The organism is Clostridium phoceensis (assembly GCF_001244495.1).
Lineage (GTDB): Bacteria > Bacillota > Clostridia > Oscillospirales > Oscillospiraceae > Lawsonibacter > Lawsonibacter asaccharolyticus.
This window is the reverse complement of the sequence record NZ_LN866274.1, coordinates 622,862-643,851: the sequence shown is the minus strand read 5'-3', so window position 1 is coordinate 643,851 and position 20,990 is coordinate 622,862. Positions and strand designations below refer to the sequence as shown.

At 59.3% G+C, this 20,990-nt stretch carries 17 protein-coding genes; 13 read left to right on the top strand and 4 right to left on the bottom strand.

Going from position 1 to position 20,990, the window contains the following annotated elements:
- Positions 1–208: 208 nt before the first annotated feature.
- The 3 genes from BN1969_RS18190 to BN1969_RS03815 form a co-directional block, all read right to left on the bottom strand.
- Positions 209–7,117: an S-layer homology domain-containing protein gene (locus BN1969_RS18190; RefSeq protein ID WP_050623090.1), complete on the bottom strand. Its 6,909-nt coding sequence runs from the start codon at positions 7,115–7,117 to the stop codon at positions 209–211.
- A gap of 309 nt (positions 7,118–7,426) precedes the next feature.
- Positions 7,427–8,326 (bottom strand): alpha/beta fold hydrolase, encoded by a 900-nt coding sequence (locus BN1969_RS03820; RefSeq protein WP_202973706.1) that lies wholly within the window; start codon positions 8,324–8,326, stop codon positions 7,427–7,429.
- 184 nt (positions 8,327–8,510) lie between these two features.
- On the bottom strand, positions 8,511–9,755 hold the full coding sequence (locus BN1969_RS03815; RefSeq protein ID WP_050623088.1) for a dicarboxylate/amino acid:cation symporter: 1,245 nt from the start codon (positions 9,753–9,755) through the stop codon (positions 8,511–8,513).
- Positions 9,756–10,052: 297 nt separating this feature from the next.
- Here BN1969_RS03815 and BN1969_RS03810 point away from each other — a divergent pair, with 297 nt between their 5' ends.
- The 10 genes from BN1969_RS03810 (at position 10,053) to BN1969_RS03765 (ending at position 18,086) form a co-directional block, all read left to right on the top strand.
- Positions 10,053–10,859, top strand: coding sequence for a ParB/RepB/Spo0J family partition protein (locus BN1969_RS03810; RefSeq protein WP_050623087.1), 807 nt, complete (start codon positions 10,053–10,055; stop codon positions 10,857–10,859).
- A gap of 279 nt (positions 10,860–11,138) precedes the next feature.
- Positions 11,139–11,912 carry a ParA family protein gene (locus BN1969_RS03805; RefSeq protein WP_050623086.1) on the top strand — a complete coding sequence of 258 codons (774 nt, stop codon included), beginning with the start codon at positions 11,139–11,141 and terminating at the stop codon, positions 11,910–11,912.
- Positions 11,913–12,003: 91 nt separating this feature from the next.
- A complete protein-coding gene (locus BN1969_RS03800; RefSeq protein ID WP_050623085.1) occupies positions 12,004–12,897 on the top strand; it encodes a ParB/RepB/Spo0J family partition protein in 894 nt (297 codons plus the stop codon).
- Positions 12,890–13,480 carry a hypothetical protein gene (locus BN1969_RS03795; RefSeq protein WP_050623084.1) on the top strand — a complete coding sequence of 197 codons (591 nt, stop codon included), beginning with the start codon at positions 12,890–12,892 and terminating at the stop codon, positions 13,478–13,480. Before BN1969_RS03800 ends, BN1969_RS03795 begins: the two co-directional genes overlap by 8 nt.
- Positions 13,481–13,607: 127 nt before the next feature.
- Complete coding sequence (serS, locus tag BN1969_RS03790; protein ID WP_050623083.1) at positions 13,608–14,909, top strand: serine--tRNA ligase; 1,302 nt, start codon at positions 13,608–13,610, stop codon at positions 14,907–14,909.
- 317 nt (positions 14,910–15,226) lie between these two features.
- Entirely contained in the window at positions 15,227–15,619 is a 393-nt protein-coding gene (gene mscL, locus BN1969_RS03785; protein WP_050623082.1) for a large conductance mechanosensitive channel protein MscL, read from the top strand.
- Positions 15,619–15,993 (top strand): hypothetical protein, encoded by a 375-nt coding sequence (locus BN1969_RS03780; protein WP_050623081.1) that lies wholly within the window; start codon positions 15,619–15,621, stop codon positions 15,991–15,993. Before mscL ends, BN1969_RS03780 begins: the two co-directional genes overlap by 1 nt.
- Positions 15,994–16,011: 18 nt before the next feature.
- Positions 16,012–16,725 (top strand): 16S rRNA (guanine(527)-N(7))-methyltransferase RsmG, encoded by a 714-nt coding sequence (rsmG, locus tag BN1969_RS03775; RefSeq protein WP_050623080.1) that lies wholly within the window; start codon positions 16,012–16,014, stop codon positions 16,723–16,725.
- Between the two features lie 169 nt (positions 16,726–16,894).
- Positions 16,895–17,629, top strand: a complete 735-nt coding sequence (gene minD / locus BN1969_RS03770) for a septum site-determining protein MinD (RefSeq protein ID WP_050623079.1) — start codon at positions 16,895–16,897, stop codon at positions 17,627–17,629.
- Positions 17,630–17,669: 40 nt separating this feature from the next.
- Positions 17,670–18,086 carry a methylglyoxal synthase gene (locus tag BN1969_RS03765; RefSeq protein WP_050623078.1) on the top strand — a complete coding sequence of 139 codons (417 nt, stop codon included), beginning with the start codon at positions 17,670–17,672 and terminating at the stop codon, positions 18,084–18,086.
- A 204-nt stretch (positions 18,087–18,290) separates the two neighbouring features.
- On the opposite strand, the gene BN1969_RS03760 is transcribed toward BN1969_RS03765, so the two are convergent.
- On the bottom strand, positions 18,291–18,644 hold the full coding sequence (locus tag BN1969_RS03760) for a hypothetical protein (RefSeq protein WP_050623077.1): 354 nt from the start codon (positions 18,642–18,644) through the stop codon (positions 18,291–18,293).
- Positions 18,645–18,731: 87 nt separating this feature from the next.
- Between BN1969_RS03760 and BN1969_RS03755 the strand changes: the two genes are divergently transcribed.
- The 3 genes from BN1969_RS03755 to BN1969_RS03745 all read left to right on the top strand — a co-directional run bounded on the left by BN1969_RS03755 (position 18,732) and on the right by BN1969_RS03745 (position 20,979).
- A complete protein-coding gene (locus BN1969_RS03755) occupies positions 18,732–18,953 on the top strand; it encodes a helix-turn-helix domain-containing protein (RefSeq protein ID WP_050623076.1) in 222 nt (73 codons plus the stop codon).
- A 57-nt stretch (positions 18,954–19,010) separates the two neighbouring features.
- Positions 19,011–20,369, top strand: a complete 1,359-nt coding sequence (hisS, locus tag BN1969_RS03750; protein WP_050623075.1) for a histidine--tRNA ligase — start codon at positions 19,011–19,013, stop codon at positions 20,367–20,369.
- 118 nt (positions 20,370–20,487) lie between these two features.
- The gene (locus BN1969_RS03745) at positions 20,488–20,979 is read left to right on the top strand and encodes a hypothetical protein (RefSeq protein ID WP_050623074.1); all 492 of its coding nucleotides are present in this window, start codon (positions 20,488–20,490) and stop codon (positions 20,977–20,979) included.
- Positions 20,980–20,990 lie beyond the last annotated feature (11 nt).

Here is a 20,990-nt window from a genome sequence, read left to right as displayed (position 1 = left end):
CAGAATATTCTGTGTCTATATTCTACATTTGCAGAAAATATTTGTCAAGGCATTTTTGCATTTGCAAACAATTTTATTTTAAAGCACGGCGGCCGGCAGTCAACACATCTCATCCAGAGATGCCTGACGCCGGCCGCCGTGCTGCTATTTCAATAATCCTCTTTGTACTTTAATAGCCTTTCAATTACAATAAGTATGCTATTTTCTGTTATTTTGCGATCTCCTCGCAGAACTGCATCAGTATAACTGCAAACTGAGCCCGTGTGGCACTGCCCTGGGGCACGATCGTGTTGTTGCCCATGCCGGAGATCAATCCGGCGCCGGCAGCCCAGCTCATAGCCTCCTGTGCATAGGTGCTGACACTGGACATGTCGGCAAAGGAAGACAGGCTGGCCTTCTCGGACACATCGTATCCCTTGGACTTGGCAAAGCTGTACAGGATCATCGCCACTTGTTCCCGGGTAACGTTGTCGTTGGGGCCAAAGGTCCCGTCTCCGTAGCCGCTGACCACACCGTTGGCAGCGGCCCAGTTGACCGCACTGGCATACCAGGTGCCCGCAGCCACATCGGTAAAGGTGGATGTTCCACCAGCCGGAGCTCCCTCCATGCTGTACAGGACCTGCGCCACCATGGCTCTGGTCAGGGTCTGGTTGGGGCTGAAGGCAGCGGCGCCAGTGCCGGACATCAGTCCGTTCTCATAGGCATAGAGAACCGCATCATAGAACCAGTCTCCGGCCTTGACATCGGAGAAGGTCATGGTATCAGGCTCCTGTACCGTCTCCCCTGTCTTCACAAAGCTGACCTCCACCTCTACCTTGGAGTCAGGCATGGTAAAGGTATAGCGGGTATCGCTCTGTTTGGTGACACGTACATCGTCTCCGTCCCGGTCGGTCACGGTGACGTCGTCCACCTCATAGCCGGAGGCGGGAGTCACGGTGATGGTCACTCTGGTGCCCTCGGATGCATTTTGGGGACTGACGGACACGGTCCCCTTTCCGCTGCCGGCGCCGACAGAAACGGTGTATCTGCTGGAGCTGGAGGAACTGCTGTCGTCATCATCGTCATCGTCATCCGGGGTCACTGCGCCGGGGATATAGTCGATCTTCACCGCGTCATTTTTCTCAAAGGCGGAGGGGCTGTAATACCGGGTGAGAGAGCCATCGCTGCCCTTCACAAAGCTGAAGTGCTCCATGAAGTCCCACAGGACGGGCATATCACTGGGATAGCAGTTGTGGGGACGCAGCAGGCACTGAGACCACTGAAGCAAGGGAACATCAATATTTTCAATTTCCTTAGTCCAAGAGTACACCTTATGACGAGTATCGGCTTGAGTCACAACTGCACTTTCAGCGTTGAAATCAGCGGTTATTCCGTTTGCGTTCATCATATACTCAGCCCAAGCCAAGATACGAGTGGAATCGAAACCAAGGGCCAAGTCGTTATTATCCATCTGTCCAGATATCATCATACTTGGAATAAGTTTGTTAACAGCATTTTCCCCTGGCGCAGGTACAGAAGATGTAGAGCCAACTGCCGCAAAGAACTCAGGATTCGTCATCGCAAAGCCCTGGGTCGCAGAGGAACCGGCAGACTGGCCGGAACCATAGATCCGGTTGAAGTCCAGGTCGGCATAGCTGCCGTCGATCTTCTCCTCCATCAAGGTGACAAGAGACTGATAGAACTTGTCGGAGTCGGCGTGGGACACGCTGCTGGGACTGGAACTGTATGTCTCGCACACAAAGGCCAGAGCAATGCCCTCTTTCTCCGCGAGCTGCCACCACAGGGTGGAGTCCATGAAGATGGAGTCAGTCTGGCTGTTGCCGGGATAGAGCATCAGGATAGGCAGTTCCTTGCCCTCAAAGCCCTCAGGGATATACAGGATATACTCCCGGGGGTCCCATTTCCCGTCGCCGTTGTTGTCACTGAACGCGATCACGCCTGCCTGAACGGTGCCGTGACCGGCGATCTTTACATCCTCCTGGCCCCAGATCTGGGTGCCGTCGGACAGAGTGGATTTCACCTGGCCGTCCTTGGCATCCTGCTGGGCAGCTACCCGGGCGGAGGTGTAGTCCAGACGCTGGGCAATGGCGTTGGAATAGGGGAAGGTGTTGTCATAGCGGGTATAGTCGGACAGCCACTCATAGATCGCCTGCGCGTCTGCACCTGTGCCCGCGATCTCTACCTTGGAGATGCCGTGCCCCGCGCCTTCCTCCTTCAGCTGGCCGTTGGCGTATTCGGTGGCATAGGCCTTGGAAGCAATATCCTGCCAGTACACACCGGCACCGGTCCCCGTGGTCGCGCAGTCGTTGGCGGACTGCCAATAGTTCTCGCTCCCTGTGTAACCCGCCAGATAGGTGGGAACGGGCACATCCTTGGGGGCGATCTGTCCGCCGATGCCTACCTGCTCCAGGGTCTCATCCAGCACATCGGTAATATCGCCGTTGGAGCTCTTTCCGTCATAAGGAGTGCTGGCCACGGCGGTGAGGGCATCCACACCGGCACTGGTCCCGTCCACATAGGCCTGGCTGATGACAAAGATGGGGTTGGCGGCCGCCCACAGCTCCAGCGCCGCGGCGCCCTTGCCGTAGCCTGCCAGGTAGAACTCACCGAAGGTGGAGAACACGTTCTGCTTATGGATGTTGTTGCCGCTCTTCAGGAAGGCGATAGCGGCCTCCACATAGGCGCTCTCATCCTGGGCAGAGCCCCAGCCCCCCGCGCCGGGCTCCAGCACGAACAGGCCCTCGCCCTTCTCGTTGGCCAAGTCGATCCAGCCCTGTTCCTTCAGGAAGTCATAGGTATCGACACCCTCCGGCACAGCCACCACAGTGAAGTAGGAGCGGATGGATGCCTCAGGGGCGATGTACACCTTTACGGTGCGGGCGTCATTGGCAATGTCGCCATCGCCGTCCACGTCGATGTTCTTGGTGTACCAGCCGGTCAGGGGCAGCTGAGCCGCCTGGGACCAGTCTTTCTCCAGGTTGGTGATGCTGTCAAAGTCAGAGGCTGCACCTGTACTGGTCTGATCCACCTTAACGGGTGTTCCATGACCAACACCATCCTTATAGTACAGGAGGGTCTGGTCATCTGCGCCTCTCTCCCACTTGCTGAACCAGTTTTCCCACAGCTCGTTCAGGTCACTGGGGACCAGGTTGTGGCCCCGGCCGTAGCACTGGCTCCATACAAAGATGGGCACCTCGCCGCCGCCGAAGTCCCTGGACCAGATGTAGTTTTTATAGCGGTTTGCCGCCTCAGTTGGATTGACGATCAGGCTGATGGGGGCCTGCTGGGAGCCGATCTGTTCCTCTGTGATGCCGCTCTCCACTTTGGGCGTAGCTACCAGCTCGTCCAGGGTCTTGCCCAGCAGCCTCTGCGCCCAATAGGTCTGGGTGTCGGTCGTCCAGGTGCACTGTTTGGCTCCCTGAGAACCGGTCCACTCCCCAGCCTCCAATGCGCCCAGCTTCATGGGCCAGTAGTCGTACTCGCCGTAAATGGCGTAGAAGGGCACCACCAGCTGTGAGCCGTTCTCCTGGGCCGTAGTCCGAACGCCGGAGGTAATGCCGAATGCGGCAAACAGCTCCACAGTTCTGGGGTCCTGGGCCAGAGTGTTGGCGGTGGCTCCGCCGCCGGCGGACTGACCGTAGCCATAGATCCGGTCCTCATCCACCGTCACGCCCGCCTTTTTACAGTCGTCCTTGACCAGCTCCAGCAGGTCCAGCATATAGTCGGCGTTGCCGGTCAGGTCGTAGGTGACCGCGATAAATCCGTACTTGTCGGCGGCCTCCTTGATGTCGGTGGCCTCCAGGAATACCATGGCGGTCTGACCGGCGCCGTGGGTGGTCACCACCAGGGGCGCGGGAGAACCGCTGGACTTCACGCTGTCGGGGATATAGATGATGTAGGTCCGGTTGGTGCCCTCCCACATGTGGTCCCGGTAGAGCACATTGTCGGTGTCCTGGTTGGTGTAGGGCAGGCGCTGGGTGATGAAGTGGCCGTACACCGAGTTGTTGTCATAGCCGCTGTAGTAGGTCAGGAAGGAATTGATGTTCTCCGTCAGCGCGGGGTCGGCCATGTCGGAGACAGGCTCACTCTGCACCGCCACCTGGGTCTTTACATCGCTGAAGGAGGTAGCGATGGCATTAGAGTTTGCCTTGTCCTGCCAGTAGACCTGGCCGTAATCGCTGTCGGGGTCTGCGGTCGGCAGGCAGTCATTGACATCCTTCCAATAGGCGATCAGGGATTCGCTGGTATTGCCTACGAACCAGGTGGGGATGGGGATATCGTTGTAGTTCTGGGCCTCAAAGGTCCGTTTCTGGGTAATTTGATTACCGTCCTTGTCGGTGTACCCCTCGAAATCCATATGGTTGGGCTGGGGCGTCTTTCCCACCTGGGTCTCACCGGCCGCGTTCAGCAGGGTGTTGTACGCCTCGTCCGCCTGAGCATCCACATAGACCTGGCTGATCATCTTCAGGGGGTTCTGGGCGGCCCACAGCTGCAGGGCGGGGGCACCGTCTCCGTAGCCCACCAGATAGTGGTAGGTGAAGGCGGAGTAATAGGTCCCGCTGCTGACCAGGGTGCCCATAGCCGCGTCCACATAGGCCAGCTCGTCTTCCGCACTGCCCCAGGTCCCGTTCTCGGGCTTCATGATCAGCAGGCAGGCCAGCGTCTCGTCCGCGATGTCAAACCAGCCGGACTTCTCCAGGAATTCCGTGCTGTCCACGCCGGAGGGAAGCGCCATGCTGATCCAGTACTCCCGCTGACGGGCTCCCTCAGGGATGTAGACCTCGATCTCCCGGCTGTCCGCCCCGCGGGCGCTGTCGTTTACGCTGATCTGGTAGGTAAAGTATCCATTGATCCGCTGATAGGAGCCGATGCTGGCGTCCGCTTTCTCAGTGTCTTCAATGGGGGTGGGCTCGCTGACGGAAGAGCTTGTTCCTTCATTCAGTTCCGACTTATTTTTTGACAGGAGCCAGTCCACCATTCCGTCATAGCCGCCCGGATCGTTGTCGCCATACTTGGTATCAAAGTACTTACCCAAGCTGCTGTCGTCGTCACTGTAATTCTCGTTGTACGCCTCATCATTATAGTAGGCATACCACAGATAGGTAGGCTTCATAGTGGAGTGGAAGCTGCTCTCGTTCATATCCGTATAGAGCTTATCATTCAGATAGGTAAAACGGACATTATCTTCCAGCCACTCAGTATCTTTCCCTGCTGCTTTATAATCGTTTACAAATGCCTCATACATCACTTCCGCAGTCAGGGGCGGAGAAATAAAATCATTGACACCCTGGAAGAACCAGAGAGCTACATTATTATCCGCTGCAAACTGGAAAATCTCCTCATGCATCTCCACGGCATTTTCCTCTTTGGAGAGCTTGGAGCTGTATCCACCGTTTTGGATCACTACGGCTGTAATATAATCGGCACAGTCTCGAAGCAGAGCGGTGGTGCGCCCAGCCCCTTGGGATGTTCCGGATACATAGACGCGGTCTCTGTCCACTGCAAATTCACTTAGTGCGTAGCACAACGCAACGCGGAACGCATCGTCACGCTCATAACCATCTTCCCGGGGCGAGTTCCCGGTGTAATACTGAGGTGCAACCAGGATCACGTCGTCATATCCCATGTCCTCCGTGGTTGCCCACACACCGTCCATCATGCTGATGTTGAAATGGACTCCAGCATTGGTCAGTTTTTCACCTTCCTCAGTCTCAACTGTAGTAAGACATTCGCCAGTACCATGGGCAAACAGAACCAGAGGGTACTCTTTGTCCTCATCATAGTTGTCTGGGAGCTGGTACCAAATATTTACACCCAAACCAGCTAGTGTGGCCTCATTCAAATCTCCAAGGAGATCATCTTCCATGAGGTTTTGATGGTCATTCTTGTCAGTGTTACTACTAATCGAGTACTTGAAATGATTGTTCTTGAAAGTGAATTCCTTCAAATACGCATTTGCCTCAGCATCATCCAAATGAACATATTTGAATTCGTCTAATACCTCATGATCAATCTTATCCTGCTCGATTTTGATCTCGTTGTCAGCATCACCAGGGACTACAGCCTCTTCCTCAGCTGCCAGGATGTCCTCCTGCTGAACCAAGCGCACATCGTAGCAGTTCATCAGGTCCTTACGGACGGAGATGCTTTCTGTGTCTCCGTTTGTATCCTCATAGTAGTACAAATCAGCTACTAAGCCGACCTTATCAAAATCATCGAGCTCAATGACGACGTACTCGCCCTCAACGCTGCCGGAAGTCAGCAATTCCGGTTCATTATTGGTATAAACCCGTGCAATTTTGGCATCAGCTGTTTCTTCTGTCAGATTGTTACTGACTACGCGGACCACAAAGGCATCTTCATTCAGATTCTTTGAATCCACAGTCCAGGGATACTCCACTATAACGGCCTTCAGCTTCTGCCCAAAATGCCCTGGCATGGTCAAGGCCTGCACACTGACAATCTCCATCTCTTCAGGCTGTGCCAGCGGCTCCAGACCATTGCTTACCGGCGGCTGACTGCCCTCTTGAGTCAGCTTCTCTCCGTCTTGGATAAGTTCTTCCCCGTCTTGAGGCGGTCCAGATGGCTCTTCTTCGTCCTCAGGCTGCTCGTCCTCAGAGGTCGGCTGCTCCTTTTTCATCTCCATCCAGGGTTCCCCCCTGCTCATCAACAGGGCGGAATCCTCTTCCTCCCAAGTATGGCGCAGGCGGAGGTCCATCCCTTCCTCTGTGCCCTCAGAGATATCGTGGTTGGTGGTGAAGCCACCAACCACGAGGAGAGCGCTCTCCTCGTCGACTGTCACTTCCTGGATCTGGATCTCTGTAAATTCCTCGTCCTGGGGACCGCGCCCTTCCAACAGGTAGCTCTCCCCATTCAGTCCGCTGAGATCTGTCCCCTCTTCATAGACGATCTCGATCTGCTTCAGTTCATTTCCGGTCTCGGTCTCCTCTGTGTAAGCCTGGATGCTCACCACGTCGCTCATGACCGGCTGCCCAGATCTTACTTCCTCTTCCGGGCCCCCCTCCGGCTCCACCGCCAGCGCGCTACCACCCAGCAGCGACAACAGCATGGTGCCGGTCAGCACGGAAGAAATGATCCGCTTTGACAATCGCTTCATTTTTTACATTTCTCCTTTCACCGTTTTCCTCTGCTTCAACTGTGCCTCTCTCATCCGCTCCCTTCCACTGCACGTTCAGGCCTCAGCAGGTCTGAAAATTTTGTGCAAAATTTTCCCAAAAGAAAATTTGTTTCTTTTGACCACTTTTTTCTTTTGAAGTTAACTCAAATTGTAATATTAAACAATTTTAACTTCCAATACGACTTTCTCATGTATTCATGTGACATTTTCATGTTTTCTTTTAACCAGACAGCGCCCCGCCGCGGACTCTCTCCACGGCGGGGCGCTGTCTTTCTCTTGCGTCTGTTGTCAAAGGAAGTTTTCCACCGCCTCCAGCATGGGGAGAGGGGCCTCCTCAGGGATAAAATGGCCGCAGGGCAGGTTGTGTCCCTGAATGTGGTCTCCAAATTTGGCCCAGCACTCCAGGGGGCGGAAGAACCGCTCCACCAGTCCGTTTGCCCCCCACAGCACCAGGGTCTCGGCCCGGATCTTCCGCCCGGCCCGCAAATCCTCCTCGTCCAGCGCCAGATCCACCGTCTCCCCCGCCCGGTACTCCTCACAGATGGCGTGGATGGTTTCCACGTTGTAGTGCCTCAGATACTCGTCGTAGACGTCCTGGGGAAATGCCTCGGCTGAGGTGTCGTTCTCCGAGTGATACCGGGCAATGTGCAGGGAATAGCGGAAAAACTGCTTCCGGCTGGACAGGATCATGTCCTCCGGCAGCGGGGCCTCCTGGGTAAAGAAATACCACTGGAACAGCGCCTTGGCAAACTCCCGGGTGGAGAGGCTGTACATGTCATAGGTGGACACGATATCCAGCAGCACCAGTTTATTTACCGCCTCCGGATGGTCCAGCGCCATGCGGTAGGCCACCCGGGCCCCCCGATCATGCCCCATGACGTGGAAGCGTTCAAAGCCCAGGGCCCGCATCACCTCGATTTGGTCCTCCGCCATAGTCCGCTTGGAGTAGTTGCTGTGGTCAGGCAGCCCCTCCGGCTTTCCGCTGTCCCCGTAGCCCCGCAGGTCGGTGGCCACCACTGTGAAGCGCTCCGCCAGCTGGGGCGCCACCTTGTGCCACATCAGACAGGTCTCCGGGTGCCCGTGGAGGAGGAGGAGCGGCTCCCCCTGCCCCATCCTGACCCCGTGGATTTCCACACCGTTGGCCTGGATGTTGAATTCCTCTCCCTGCATCCGCATCGGTCTCTTCACCCTTTCCTCTATATTGAGCACTCTGCCCAATTTTAAGTTTCTTCTGCCCCCTATTTTAGCAGATGTCCCCACGTTGGACTATTTTGCTTTTTTCATAGACCTATGGCCTCCATGCATACCGGCCCTTCAAACAAAGCAGCGGGCCCCGGACCATTTGGTCCGGGGCCCGCTCTCTGTTCTTTGATCAGCCCAAAACACTCTTGGTGCGGGCCACCTTGCGGTCCTCCATCTTGGAGACCACCACTGCGCAGGCCGCATCGCCCGTGATGTTGATGGTGGTGCGGCCCATGTCAAAGATCCGGTCGATGCCGGCCACCAGCGCGATGCCCTCCACCGGGATATTTACGCTCTGGAGCACCATGGCCAGCATCACCATGCCGGCGCCGGGGACGCCCGCAGTGCCGATAGAAGCCAAGGTGGCGGTGAGCACGATGGTGGCCATCTGGCCGATGGTCAGGTCGATCCCATAGCAGGATGCGATGAAAACGGCGCACACCCCCTGGTAGATGGCAGTTCCGTCCATGTTGATGGTGGCGCCCAGGGGCAGCACGAAGGAGGCGACCTCCTTCCGGGCCCCCAGCCGCTCGGAGCACTCCAGGGTGAAGGGCAGGGTGCCCACCGAGGATGCGGAGGAGAAGGCCATCATCATGGCAGGGGCCATCCCCTTAAAGAAGGCGATGGGGGATACGCCGCCCAGGGCCTTCACCGTGCTGGAGTACACCACCACGGCGTGGACGATATAGCCCACATAGGCCACCGCCAGCACCGCCACCAGCTGAGCCAGGATCTTGGGCCCGTTTTCCACGATCACCGGGCAGATCAGGCAGGCCACGCCGATGGGCGAGAGCTTGATGATCAGGTCCATGATCTTCATGGACACCTCATTGAAGCTGTCCACCACCTGGGCGGCCACCAGCCCCTTTTCCCCCGCCAGCAGGATGCCGAAGCCCACCAGGAGAGAGATGACGATGACCTGGAGCATGGAGGCATTGGCCAGCGGCGTGATGGGGTTGGAGGGGAAGATGTCGATGATGGTCTGCATCAGCGACTGGCCCGCCGGGGGTTCATAGGCCAGACCGGAGGTCTCCATGGCCGCAAAGATGTGCATCCCCTTGGCCGCGCTGGCCAGCACCAGGGCCAACACCACGGCAAAAGCGGTGGTGCACATGTAATACACGATGGTCTTGCCTCCCACCGAGCCCACCCGGCCGATGTCCTGCATAGAGATGACACCGGAGGCGATGGAAAACAGCACGATGGGCACCACGATGAATTTCAGCAGGTTCAGGAAGATCGTGCCCCAGGGCAGAATGTAGTTTTTCGCGATGTCCAGTCCGTTGGGCACCATCATCAGGGCCAGGCCCACTGCGATGCCGACCACCAGCCCGATGAAGATCCAAAATGCAAGGGGAAGTTTCTTCTTGTTCATTGACAGCTCTCCTTTCCGTCCATGCAGCCCTTTCCTCACTTTGGGCCGCATCTGTTTACAGCTCCCTCTCTGACTGCTCTCTTTCAGTATATATGATATGGAGGAAACTTACAAGGTCTTTCTTTCCTTTTTCTCCCCCTGCAATTTCCCGGGCCAAGCCCTTCTTTTTTCAACTTTTCCACTGGATTTTCCACAACTGCGACAGAATCCAACTTTCTTTTTATTTTTTTATGGTAAAATATGGATATCAAGACAAGCTGTTTTATAACAGCGGAAGGATCAAAGGGGGTATCCAGAATGCAGCTGCTGCGAAAGAAGGGATTGCTGGACAGTCCCCGGGTGCTGTTCCTCCCTGTAGACGCCATCTCACCCAATCCCAATCAGCCCCGCCGGGTCTTTGGCACCCAGGAACTGGAGGAGCTGGCTGGTTCCATCCAGGCTCTGGGGCTGCTCCAGCCCCTGACTGTGCGCCGTCGGGCAGACGGCTGGGAGCTGGTAGCCGGGGAACGGCGGCTCCGGGCCGCCAAGCTGGCAGGACTGGAAGAGGTCCCCTGCATCTCTCTCCAGATCGACGACCAGCGCTCCTCCCTGCTGGCTCTGGTAGAGAACTTGCAGCGCAAGGACCTGGACTTCTGGGAGGAGGCCCTGGCCCTGGACCGGTTGATCTCTGTCTACCATCTCTCCCAGGAGGAGGCTGCCCGGCGCATCGGCAAGAGCCAGTCCGCCGTGGCCAACAAGCTGCGCCTGCTGAAGCTGCCGGAGGACACTCTCCGGGCCCTGCGGGACGGCGGCTGCACTGAGCGCCATGCCCGAGCCCTGCTTCGGCTGGAGGACCCCAGCCTGCGCCAGAAGGCCCTGGAGCAGATCCTGTCCCGGCAGCTCACCGTGGCCCAGACAGACGCCTTGGTAGATCAGCTTCTCTCCCCTCCTCCCCGCACCAGAACCAAACGCACCTTTGTGGTGAAGGATGTCCGCCTTTTTCTTAACACTCTGACTCGGAGCATGGCCCTAATGCGGTCTGCCGGGGTGGATGCCCGCTGTGACCGCCAGGATAAGGATGGAGAGATCCTGCTCACCATCCGTATTCCCCAGGCCATTCGGTAAAAATGTTTCACGTGAAACATTCTCTTTTCCTATCTCCCCTTTCCTCCCCATCGCCTGCCGAAGCCAGATCTCCTGGAGGCAGGCCCGGTCTCGGCTCTCTCCCTCTGTCTGCACCTCTCCCCTTGCGGCGGGCCGCCCCTGTGCGGTCCGCCGCCTTTTCTCGCTACCAGGCCGGAAAAACGGGAAAAAGAGTTGAAATGCGTTCCCTCGGTTGATATAATAAAGCTCTGCGGAAGTCTGCTGTACACCCGTCCGCCATTTCGACTCAGGAGGCACCCCATGGCCAAGATCATCGCTATCGTCAATCAAAAGGGAGGCGTGGGCAAGACCACTACCACCGTCAACCTCACCGCCGCCCTGGCCGCGCTGGGAAAGCGGGTACTGCTGTGCGACTTCGACCCACAAGCCAACGCCACCTCCGGTATGGGAGTGGACAAGAACACCGCCTCCCCAAATGTCTACGACGTGCTCATCAATGGGGCCGATCCCCGCCGCGGCGTAGTCACTACCCACTACGGGGACGTGCTTCCCTCCAACAAGGCGCTGGCCGGAGCGGGCGTGGAGATGATCGCCCTGCCGGACCGGGAGCATCTGCTCCGAAAGGCCCTAGAGGTCCTCTCTCCCGGCTACGACTTCATCTTTGTGGACTGCCCCCCCTCTCTGGAGCTGCTGACAGTGAACGCCCTGTGCGCCGCCGACTCCCTGCTGGTCCCGGTCCAGTGTGAGTACTACGCCCTGGAGGGACTGAGCGATCTGCTCTCTACCGTCCGCTTGGTCAAACGCTCACTGAATCCCCGGCTAGTGTTAGAGGGCGTGCTGCTCACCATGTTTGACAGCCGCACCAATCTCTCTCTTCAAGTGGCGGAGGAAGTTAAACGTCACTTTCCCGGTCAGGTCTACGCCACGGTCATCCCCCGCAATGTGCGCTTATCCGAGGCCCCCAGCCACGGGAAGCCCGTTACCGCCTACGACCCCTACTCCCGGGGGGCGGAGGCCTACCGGCTGCTGGCGGAGGAGATCGCAGCCAAGCACCCCACGGCGGCCCCTGTCTGAGTTCTCCCCCGCTTTTTCGCCGGGGCCGTAAGTCTGGCCCCGACGGCTGAATTTTGATCTCCACTGTTATTTTTATAAGGAAGGAGCTACTATGGCAAAGCGAACCAAAGAGCTGGGCCTGGGCCGGGGGCTGAACGCCCTGCTGGGCGACCCGGACCTGCAAGCGCAGGGAGAGGGCTCCGTCTCCCTCCCCATTTCCCAGGTACAGCCCGGCCTGAATCAGCCCCGGAAGCGCTTTGACCAGGATGCCCTGGCCGATCTGGCAGAGTCTATCCGGGTCCACGGCATCATCCAGCCGCTGACAGTGCGCCGTCTGTCCTCCGGCTACTACCAGATCATCGCCGGTGAGCGCCGCTGGCGGGCCGCCAAGCTGGCCGGCCTGGCGGAGGTGCCGGCAGTCATCATCGAGGCGGATGACCGCAAAGTGATGGAGCTGGGCCTGATCGAGAACCTCCAGCGAGAGGACCTGAACCCGGCCGAAGAGGCCCGGGGCTATCAGGTGCTGATGGAGGAATACGGCCTCACCCAGGAACAGGTGGCGGATCGGATGGGAAAATCCCGGCCTGCCATCACCAATACCCTGCGGCTGCTGGCCCTCCCGGAGGACCTCTTGAAGCTGGTGGAGGAGGAACAGCTCTCCGCCGGCCATGCCCGTGCCCTGCTGGGCGCCCCCACGGCGGAGCTCCAGCGGCAGGCCGCCAAGAAGGTCATTGCCGACGGGCTCTCCGTCCGCCAGACGGAGGCACTGGTCAAGGCCCTCCAGCGGGAAAAGAAGGCCCCGCCTAAGCAGGCGGGGGACAGTCTGGCCCTCTACCTCGGGGAGGCGGAAAAGAATCTCTCCGGCCGGTTGGGCCGGAAGGTCCACATCGCCCACCGAGGCAAAAAAGGCAGGATCGAGTTGGAATACTACAACAGCCAGGATCTGGAGCTTCTGCTGGAGGCTCTGGAGCGGCTGAACGCCGGGGAGGTGCAGGGCCATGGCTGATCCCCAGAAGCCGGCGCAGAACGCCCCCCAGGCAGGCGGTCCTCCCAAGGAGGAGCGCCCTGGCCAGCAGCGGCGGCGCAGGCAGTCGGTGGTGCTCTACATCACTATCCTCTTTGCAGCGGCCTTTGCCCTGCTGCTGATGACCTACGCCATGGACCAGCGCCGCAGCAATGAGACGCTGGGGGACTTGACCTCCTCGGTCTCTGATCTGAAGGACTCCCTCTCCGGGATGCAGACCGCCCAGAGCGCCCTGGAGGAGAACGGCGCCCTGAAAAATGAGATCCAAGACCTCCAGGAACAGATCGACACCCTGCTGGGGACCATCGACAGCCTGACCGCCGCCGGGGAGCAGCAGGGACAGGTCCTGGAGCGCACCAAGGAGGCCATGGACTACTTCTGGCAGATCGATGAGGCCTATGTGCGGGGCCGCTACTCCCTCTGCCGTGATCTGATCGCGGTACTGGAGGACACCTCCTCCGGAGAGGCCCCCCTGAAGAGCTATCTTCCCCAGGAGAGCTACACCGATAACGGCCGCTTCTCCCCTGCTGACCGGTATCAGGAGATCTGGGACGCCCTGTACTGACCGGCTTTAGGCCGGATGGCAGGACATCTCCGCCGGCCAGGTTTCACGTGAAACATTTTTATTTTCGCCCAATTTCCCCACAGGAGCTCATCCCATTCTGTTAAGATAAAAAAGGAGTGCGATCCCCATGCTGGATATCAAATTTATTCGTGAAAACCCCGATGCAGTGCGGGAAAATATCAAGAAAAAGTTTCAGGATGCCAAACTGCCCCTGGTGGACCAGGTACTGGCATTGGACGAGGAGAACCGGGCCGCTGTCAGCGAAGCCAATGAGCTGAGAGCCAACCGGAACGCCCTGTCCAAGCAGGTAGGTATGCTGATGGGCCAGGCCAAAAAGGACCCCTCCAAGCTGGAGGAGGCCGAGGCCGTCAAGGCCCAGGTCAAGGCCAACGCCGACCGGCTGGCTGAGCTGGAGGCCAAAGAGACTGAACTGGCGCAGCAGATCCGTCACATCATGCTACAGATCCCCAATATCATTGATCCCTCCGTCCCCATCGGCCCTGACGACAGCTGCAATGTGGAAGTCCAGCGTTTCGGTGAGCCTGTGGTCCCCGACTTTGAGATCCCCTACCACACCCAGATCATGGAGTCCTTCAACGGCATCGACATGGACTCTGCCGGCCGGGTCTCCGGCAACGGCTTCTACTACCTCATGGGGGATATTGCCCGGCTCCATGAAGCGGTGCTGGCCTATGCGCGAGACTTTATGATCAACAAGGGCTTCACCTTCTGTATTCCCCCCTTCATGATCCACGGCAACGTGGTGGAGGGCGTCATGTCCCAGACCGAGATGGACGCCATGATGTACAAGATCGAGGGCGAGGACCTCTATCTTATCGGCACCAGCGAGCACTCCATGATCGGCAAGTTCATCGACCAGATCATCCCCGAGGAGTCTCTGCCCCAGACCCTTACCTCCTACTCCCCCTGCTTCCGCAAGGAGAAGGGGGCCCACGGCATCGAGGAGCGGGGCGTCTACCGCATCCACCAGTTTGAGAAGCAGGAAATGGTGGTGGTGTGCAAGCCGGAGGACTCCATGAAGTGGTACGAGCAGATGTGGCGCTACTCGGTAGAGCTGTTCCGCTCCCTGGATATTCCGGTCCGCCAGCTGGAGTGCTGCTCCGGCGACCTGGCTGACCTGAAGGTAAAGTCCTGTGACATCGAGGCCTGGTCCCCCCGCCAGCAGAAGTATTTTGAGGTCTGCTCCTGCTCCAACCTGGGCGATGCTCAGGCCCGCCGCCTGAAGATGCGGGTCAAGGGGGAGAAGGGCACCTACCTGCCCCACACCCTGAACAACACTGTGGTCGCCCCGCCCCGGATGCTCATTGCTTTCCTGGAGAATAACCTCCAGGCGGACGGCACTGTGAAGATCCCCGCCGTCCTCCAGCCCTACATGGGCGGCACCCAGATGCTGACCCCCAAGCAGTGACCCCAGCTCTTCTCTCCGGCTATATCGCGTGTCCGTGCCCCAATGGGGCCGATGACTGCCTTTAAAATTTCGTTTTGTAATTTTTTCAAGGAATATAACGTTTTGTTTTACCCGTCTCCAGCGGACAGCGCATCCCCGCCCCTGGCTTTGGATCATTTTCGCCCCTGGAAATCGCTCCAGAACGGTCTGCACCCGGAAACCCTTGCGGCGTAAGGGTTTCCGGGTGCAAAGAGGCAGAGGCTTTCCCCCTCTCCCCCGCCCTCTCCGGCTGCTCCCTATCTCAGAGCCTCAAGAAATAGAAAGGAAGCTTTTTGCTTATGAGAGCCTTCATCCAAGAGTTCAAGTCCTTTATCGCCCGGGGCAATGTGATGGACCTGGCCGTAGGCGTCATCATCGGCGGCGCCTTCAGCAACATCACCACCTCCCTGGTCAACGATATTCTCAACCCCATCCTGGGCATCATCGCCGGAAACAACACCGCCCTGGCCGCCATGGCCGTGGAACTGCCCGGGGGCGGTGCCCTGATGGTCGGCAATTTCATCAACGCCATCTTGAACTTTCTCATCATGGCCTTCGCGGTGTTCTGCCTCGTGAAAGCCCTCAACCGCCTCCACCGGAAAAAGGAGGAGACCCCCGCACCTCCCCCGGTGCCCTCCCAGGAAGAGCTGCTGCTTACAGAGATCCGGGACCTGCTGAAAGAGAGGACCTGATGGAAGAAAAAAAGATCCCCCCGCAGGAGGAGCAAAACGCCACGGCACCCTATACCCCCGCCTCCCCGGTGAAGCGGACCATGGCCTGGATCGGTGTGGTCTATATGGTGATCCTGGTGGCCATGATGACCTATTACTACTTTACCGGCTCCATGCTGGTGAACATGGCCCCTCTCCTGGCCGTCCCCGGCCTGATCGGCCTGGGCATCCTGGCTTTGGTCAGCTGGCGCACCACCGGCCGCCCCGGCAAATGGCCCGCCATCGCCCTGGCTGCGGTGTGCTTCCTGGCGGCGCTGGCCACCCTCCCCCTGGGCATCGTGGGCCTGCTGTCCAATTTCAGCCTGGTGGGCGTCTTCGTCACCGGGGCGCCCTGATTTTTGGAGGAACGAGCCATGCGTGACATCATTGCCGCCGGTCTGGCGGATCTGGGCCTGCTGGACCGGGTGCCGGAGCAGGCCCCCAGCCAGCTGGCGGAATACGGCCATCTCCTGCTGGAGAAGAACCAGGTGATGAACCTGACTGCTATCACCGACCCGGTAAAGGTGGCCCAGCTCCATATGCTGGACTGCGCTGCCCTGCTCACCTGCGCCGACTTTCAGAACAGGGCCCTCCTGGACGTGGGCACCGGGGCCGGCTTTCCGGGTCTGCCCCTGAAGATCCTGGTCCCCTCCCTCCAGGTCACTCTGCTGGACAGTTTGAACAAGCGGGTGGACTGGCTGGCTCAGGTCAGCGCCCAGCTCTCCCTCACCGGCATCCGGGTCATCCATGCCCGTGCGGAGGAGCAGGCTCTGGAGAAGGGCTTCCGGGACAGCTTTGATCTGGTCACTGCCCGGGCGGTGGCCGAGCTCCGCCTGCTGTGTGAGCTGTGCCTGCCCTATGTCAAGGTAGGGGGCGCTTTTCTGGCCATGAAGTCGGTGGACTGCGGCCGGGAGCTGGAGGAGGCCGCCCACTGCATCAAGCTGCTGGGTGCCCGTCTGGAGGAGTGCCGGGACTACACCATTCCCGGCACCGACGTCATTCACCGTCTGGTAGTCCTGCGGAAGGTGGCCCCAACCCTGAAGGGCTATCCCCGGCGGTGGGCCAAGATCCAGAAAGCCCCGCTGTGAGACCGGAGCGATGTCTCCGCCAGCCCCCCAGGATCGATACCCTCAGTGTACAGAGGGTAGGGCTTTACCTGGATTTTCGGCTCCATTTTTCAAAATTTCTCATAAACCCATTGACGTGGGTGGGATTTGTGATACACTTAAAATGGTGTGATGGGAGGTCTGCGCACACATGGGAACCGCAATCGTCGTCACCTCCGGGAAGGGCGGCACCGGAAAAACCTCCATTACCGGGGGTGTGGCCGGCAGTCTGGCCCGCCTGGGGCACAGCGTGCTGTGCATCGACATGGACATCGGCCTGCGCAACCTGGACATCTCCCTGGGCCTCAGCGACCGGGCCCTGATGGACTTCTCCGATGTGGCGGAGGGACGCTGCCCTCTGGTCCGCGCGGCGGTGAACCACCCCGATCTGCCGGGTCTGGCCCTGCTCACCGCGCCCATGACCCTCTCCCCTGCCCTGACGGAGGAGGCTGTCCGCCGCATGCTGGATACCGCCCGATCCCTGTATGACTATGTCCTCATCGACTCCCCCGCGGGCCTGGGCGCCGGCTTCCGGATGGCCTGCTGCGGGGCCGACCGGGCCATTGTCGTCTCCACCAACGACGCTTCTTCCCTTCGGGACGCCCAGCGCACCGTGGGTGAGCTGGACTTTCTGCGGCAGATTCATCTGGTGATGAACCGCATCCAGCCCAAGCTGCTGCGTCAGCTGCGCACCACCATTGACGACGCCATGGACACCGCCGGCCTGCCACTGCTGGGCGTAGTGCCGGAGGACCCCCAGGTGATGCTGTCCGCCAACCTGGGGCGGCCCCTGATCCTGGGCGGACGGCAGGGGGCGGCCAACGCCTGCCTGAACATTGCCAAGCGTCTGGAGGGGCGCCGGGTCCCTATCATGCGGATCCGCTGAACTCCCTTCCGGCATCTGTATAAAGGAGGTTTGCCACACCATGAACATCGCACTGATGAGCCACGACCATAAGAAGGAACTGATGGTCCAATTCTGCACTGCTTACTGCGGCGTCCTGTCCAAGCACACCGTATGCGCCACCAACACCACCGGCCGCATGGTCGCGGAGGCCACCGGTCTTCCTGTCAATCTGTTCCTGTCCCACGCCCACGGCGGCATCGAGCAGATCGGTCAGCGCATCATCTACAACGAGATCGACATGGTGCTGTTCTTCAACGACCCCCGCTCCGGAGAGCTGGACGACAGCGTGCTGTCCATCTCCAAGCTGTGTGACCAGCACTCCGTCCCCATGGCCACCAACGTGGCCACCGCTGAGCTGCTGATCCACGGTCTGGCCCGGGGAGACTTGGACTGGCGCGAGGTGATGAACCCCAACCGCATCCCCTTCGCCATCTGAGGGAGACGTTCTCCCCATTCCCCCGGCCCGCCCCCGCGCGGGCTGCGGACAGCGTCCACCGCCAAGACGGCGCATGAGTATCCGGGACACCGCCGGACAGAGAGAGGTCCCTCGGCTGAAAGGACCTTACGGAGACGGCCCCGGAGAAGACAGCGCCACCAGCGGGCCCGGAGACGGGCGCGGTCCCCCTGCCGCAACACAGGGTCAAAGGGGCGTGTCCGCACGCCTGAATTTGGGTGGCACCACGAAGTGTTTGAAACGCTCTCGTCCCAATCGCAGGGGACGGGAGCGCGTTTTTGTCCCCCGCTCCCCTTCCCCGCCGGAGAGGAGGTCCAGCATCAGCAGGGCCCCCAGGCGGAAGCCCCGGAGGAAGCATTCCTCCCGGCCAGCGGCCCCCGCTGACAGCGCCGCGTCCCAGATGTCCTCCGCCTCCTGGGGCGGGAAACGCTGGCAGAGCCGGTCAAAATAGGGCTCACCGGCCTCACCGGCTGCGGTCTCCTCCGGCGTGGCCCAGGGCGGGACAAAGGCTTCATACAGTTTTTCATATATCTGCTCCATTATGTCAACCCCCTAAAAGTAGCATTTTAAACTACTTTTAGTATAGTGGTTTCATTTGCTACTGTCAAGCAAAAATTGGGAGGAACTATGGCCAATTTCGCAGAGCGGATCCGAGCCCTCCGCAAAGAAAAAGGACTCTCTCAGGAAGAGGTCGGCAGCGTCATCGGGCTGAAAAAATATGCGGTCTACTCCTATGAAAAGGGCCGGGCCTGTCCCGATATGCGGGGCCTCATCGCCCTGGCGGACTACTTCAACGTCTCCATGGACTACCTGGCCGGCCGCACCGACAACCCCGACGTCAACCGCTGACCCTGCACCCTGATCTGTTGTTTGACTCCCCCAACCATTCCAAAAAGGAGAATCGATATGGCAAACGTACAACCCCGCACCCTGTCCGGCTTTATGGAGCTGCTCCCCGCCCGGCAGGTCCAGTTCGACCGGATGGTCTCCATCCTGCGGGAGACCTACTCCCTCTACGGCTTCACCCCCCTGGACACCCCCCTCATCGAGGCCAGCGAGGTCCTGCTGGCCAAGGGCGGCGGCGAGACGGAGAAGCAGATCTACCGCTTTCTCAAGGGAGACACCGACCTGTCCCTCCGCTTTGACCTCACCGTCCCCCTGGCCAAGTATGTGGCGCTGAACTACGGCCAGCTCACCTTCCCCTTCCGTCGCTTCCAGATCGGCAAGGTCTACCGGGGAGAGCGGGCCCAGCGGGGCCGCTTCCGGGAGTTCTATCAGGCGGACATCGACGTCATCGGAGACGGCGCCCTGGACATCAGCAACGAGGCGGAGATCCCCTCCATCATCTATCGGGCCTTCACCGCCCTGGGGCTGAAGCGCTTCCAGATCCGGGTGAACAACCGGAAGATCCTCAACGGCTTTTACGCCATGCTGGGTCTTTCCCAGCAGTCCGGCGAGATCATGCGCACGGTGGACAAGCTGGACAAGATCGGCCCGGACAAGGTGGCCGAGCTGCTGGTGCAGTCCGGCCTCTCTCCGGAGCAGGCCCGGGAGATCCTCAGCTTTACCTCCATCACTGGCACCAACGAGGAGGTCCTGACCGCCCTGGAGGGCTACCGGGGCCGGAACGAGGTCTTTGACCTGGGCCTGGATGAGCTGAACGCGGTGACAAAATATCTGGCTGCCTTCGGCGTGCCTGAGACTCACTTCGCCGTGGACCTGACCATCGCCCGGGGACTGGACTACTACACCGGCACCGTCTATGAGACCACCATGCTGGACCATCCGGAGATCGGCTCCATCTGTTCCGGCGGCCGTTATGACAACTTAGCGGAATATTACACGAATAAACAACTCCCTGGAGTGGGCATTTCCATCGGTTTGACCCGCCTGTTCTTCGTTCTGGAGGACCAGGGCTATCTCAACGACGCCCTGAACACCGCCCCCGCCGACGCCCTTATCCTCCCCATGACCGAGGACCTGGCCCCTGCCATCTCCCTGGCCACCCAGCTGCGCCAGGCAGGCATCCGCACCCAGATCCAGGCGGAGCGGAAGAAGTTCAAGCAGAAGCTCTCCTATGCGGACAAGCTCCGCATCCCCTACGCCGTCATCCTGGGAGAGGACGAGATCCGGGAGGGCCTCGCCGCCGTCAAGGACCTGGCCACCGGGGAGCAGGTGAAGCTTGCTCCCGGCCAAGCTGCCGCCCACATCCTGGCCGGGCTGGACAGGCTGAACCAGGGGACGCCGATCCTGGACAGGGTGTAAGTCCGATTTCCCATCCATGCTTTGGCTGTGCAGGAGCCGATATCCCCACCGGGCCGTCCCACGCCGTATAGATGGAATTCCCGGGCCAGCTGTCTCTGATATAGAAAGAGAAAAGCTCATGAAGAAAAATGCCAAACGCTTTTTACTGCTTTTAATCGTTTGTCTTTTGGTGTGGACGGTATTTCCCCGGCCCTTTGCCTGGATCATTCCTCAGCGGATGGTAAATGTCTCAGGAGAAAGACCGGAAATCTGCGCCGAGACAGAATTCACCGCTTCTCTCAGCTTTGGCATTGACCAAGAAGCCTTGGATGCCTTTTATGATCTCCATAGTGAGATGGAAGGCGTCCGGTTCCTGGCCGATCCCCTCTCCCTCCTGCCTTTCCTCCACCAGCCCCGGGAGCCGGTCAAGGTGAAAATCGATTACTTCCAGGAGGGCTGTTCTTCCACTGGCGACTGCCAGACCACCCTGCTGTGGGATGGTACAACCCTGTGGGTGAACTGGCTGGGCGGCCACTACCTGGGTTATCGGCCCACCGATCCCGCCGGATTTGAGGCAGCCATCCAACGGCTGGCCCTGGAATACGGCGGAACTGCAATCGTCACCTCGTAGGGACGGCACAT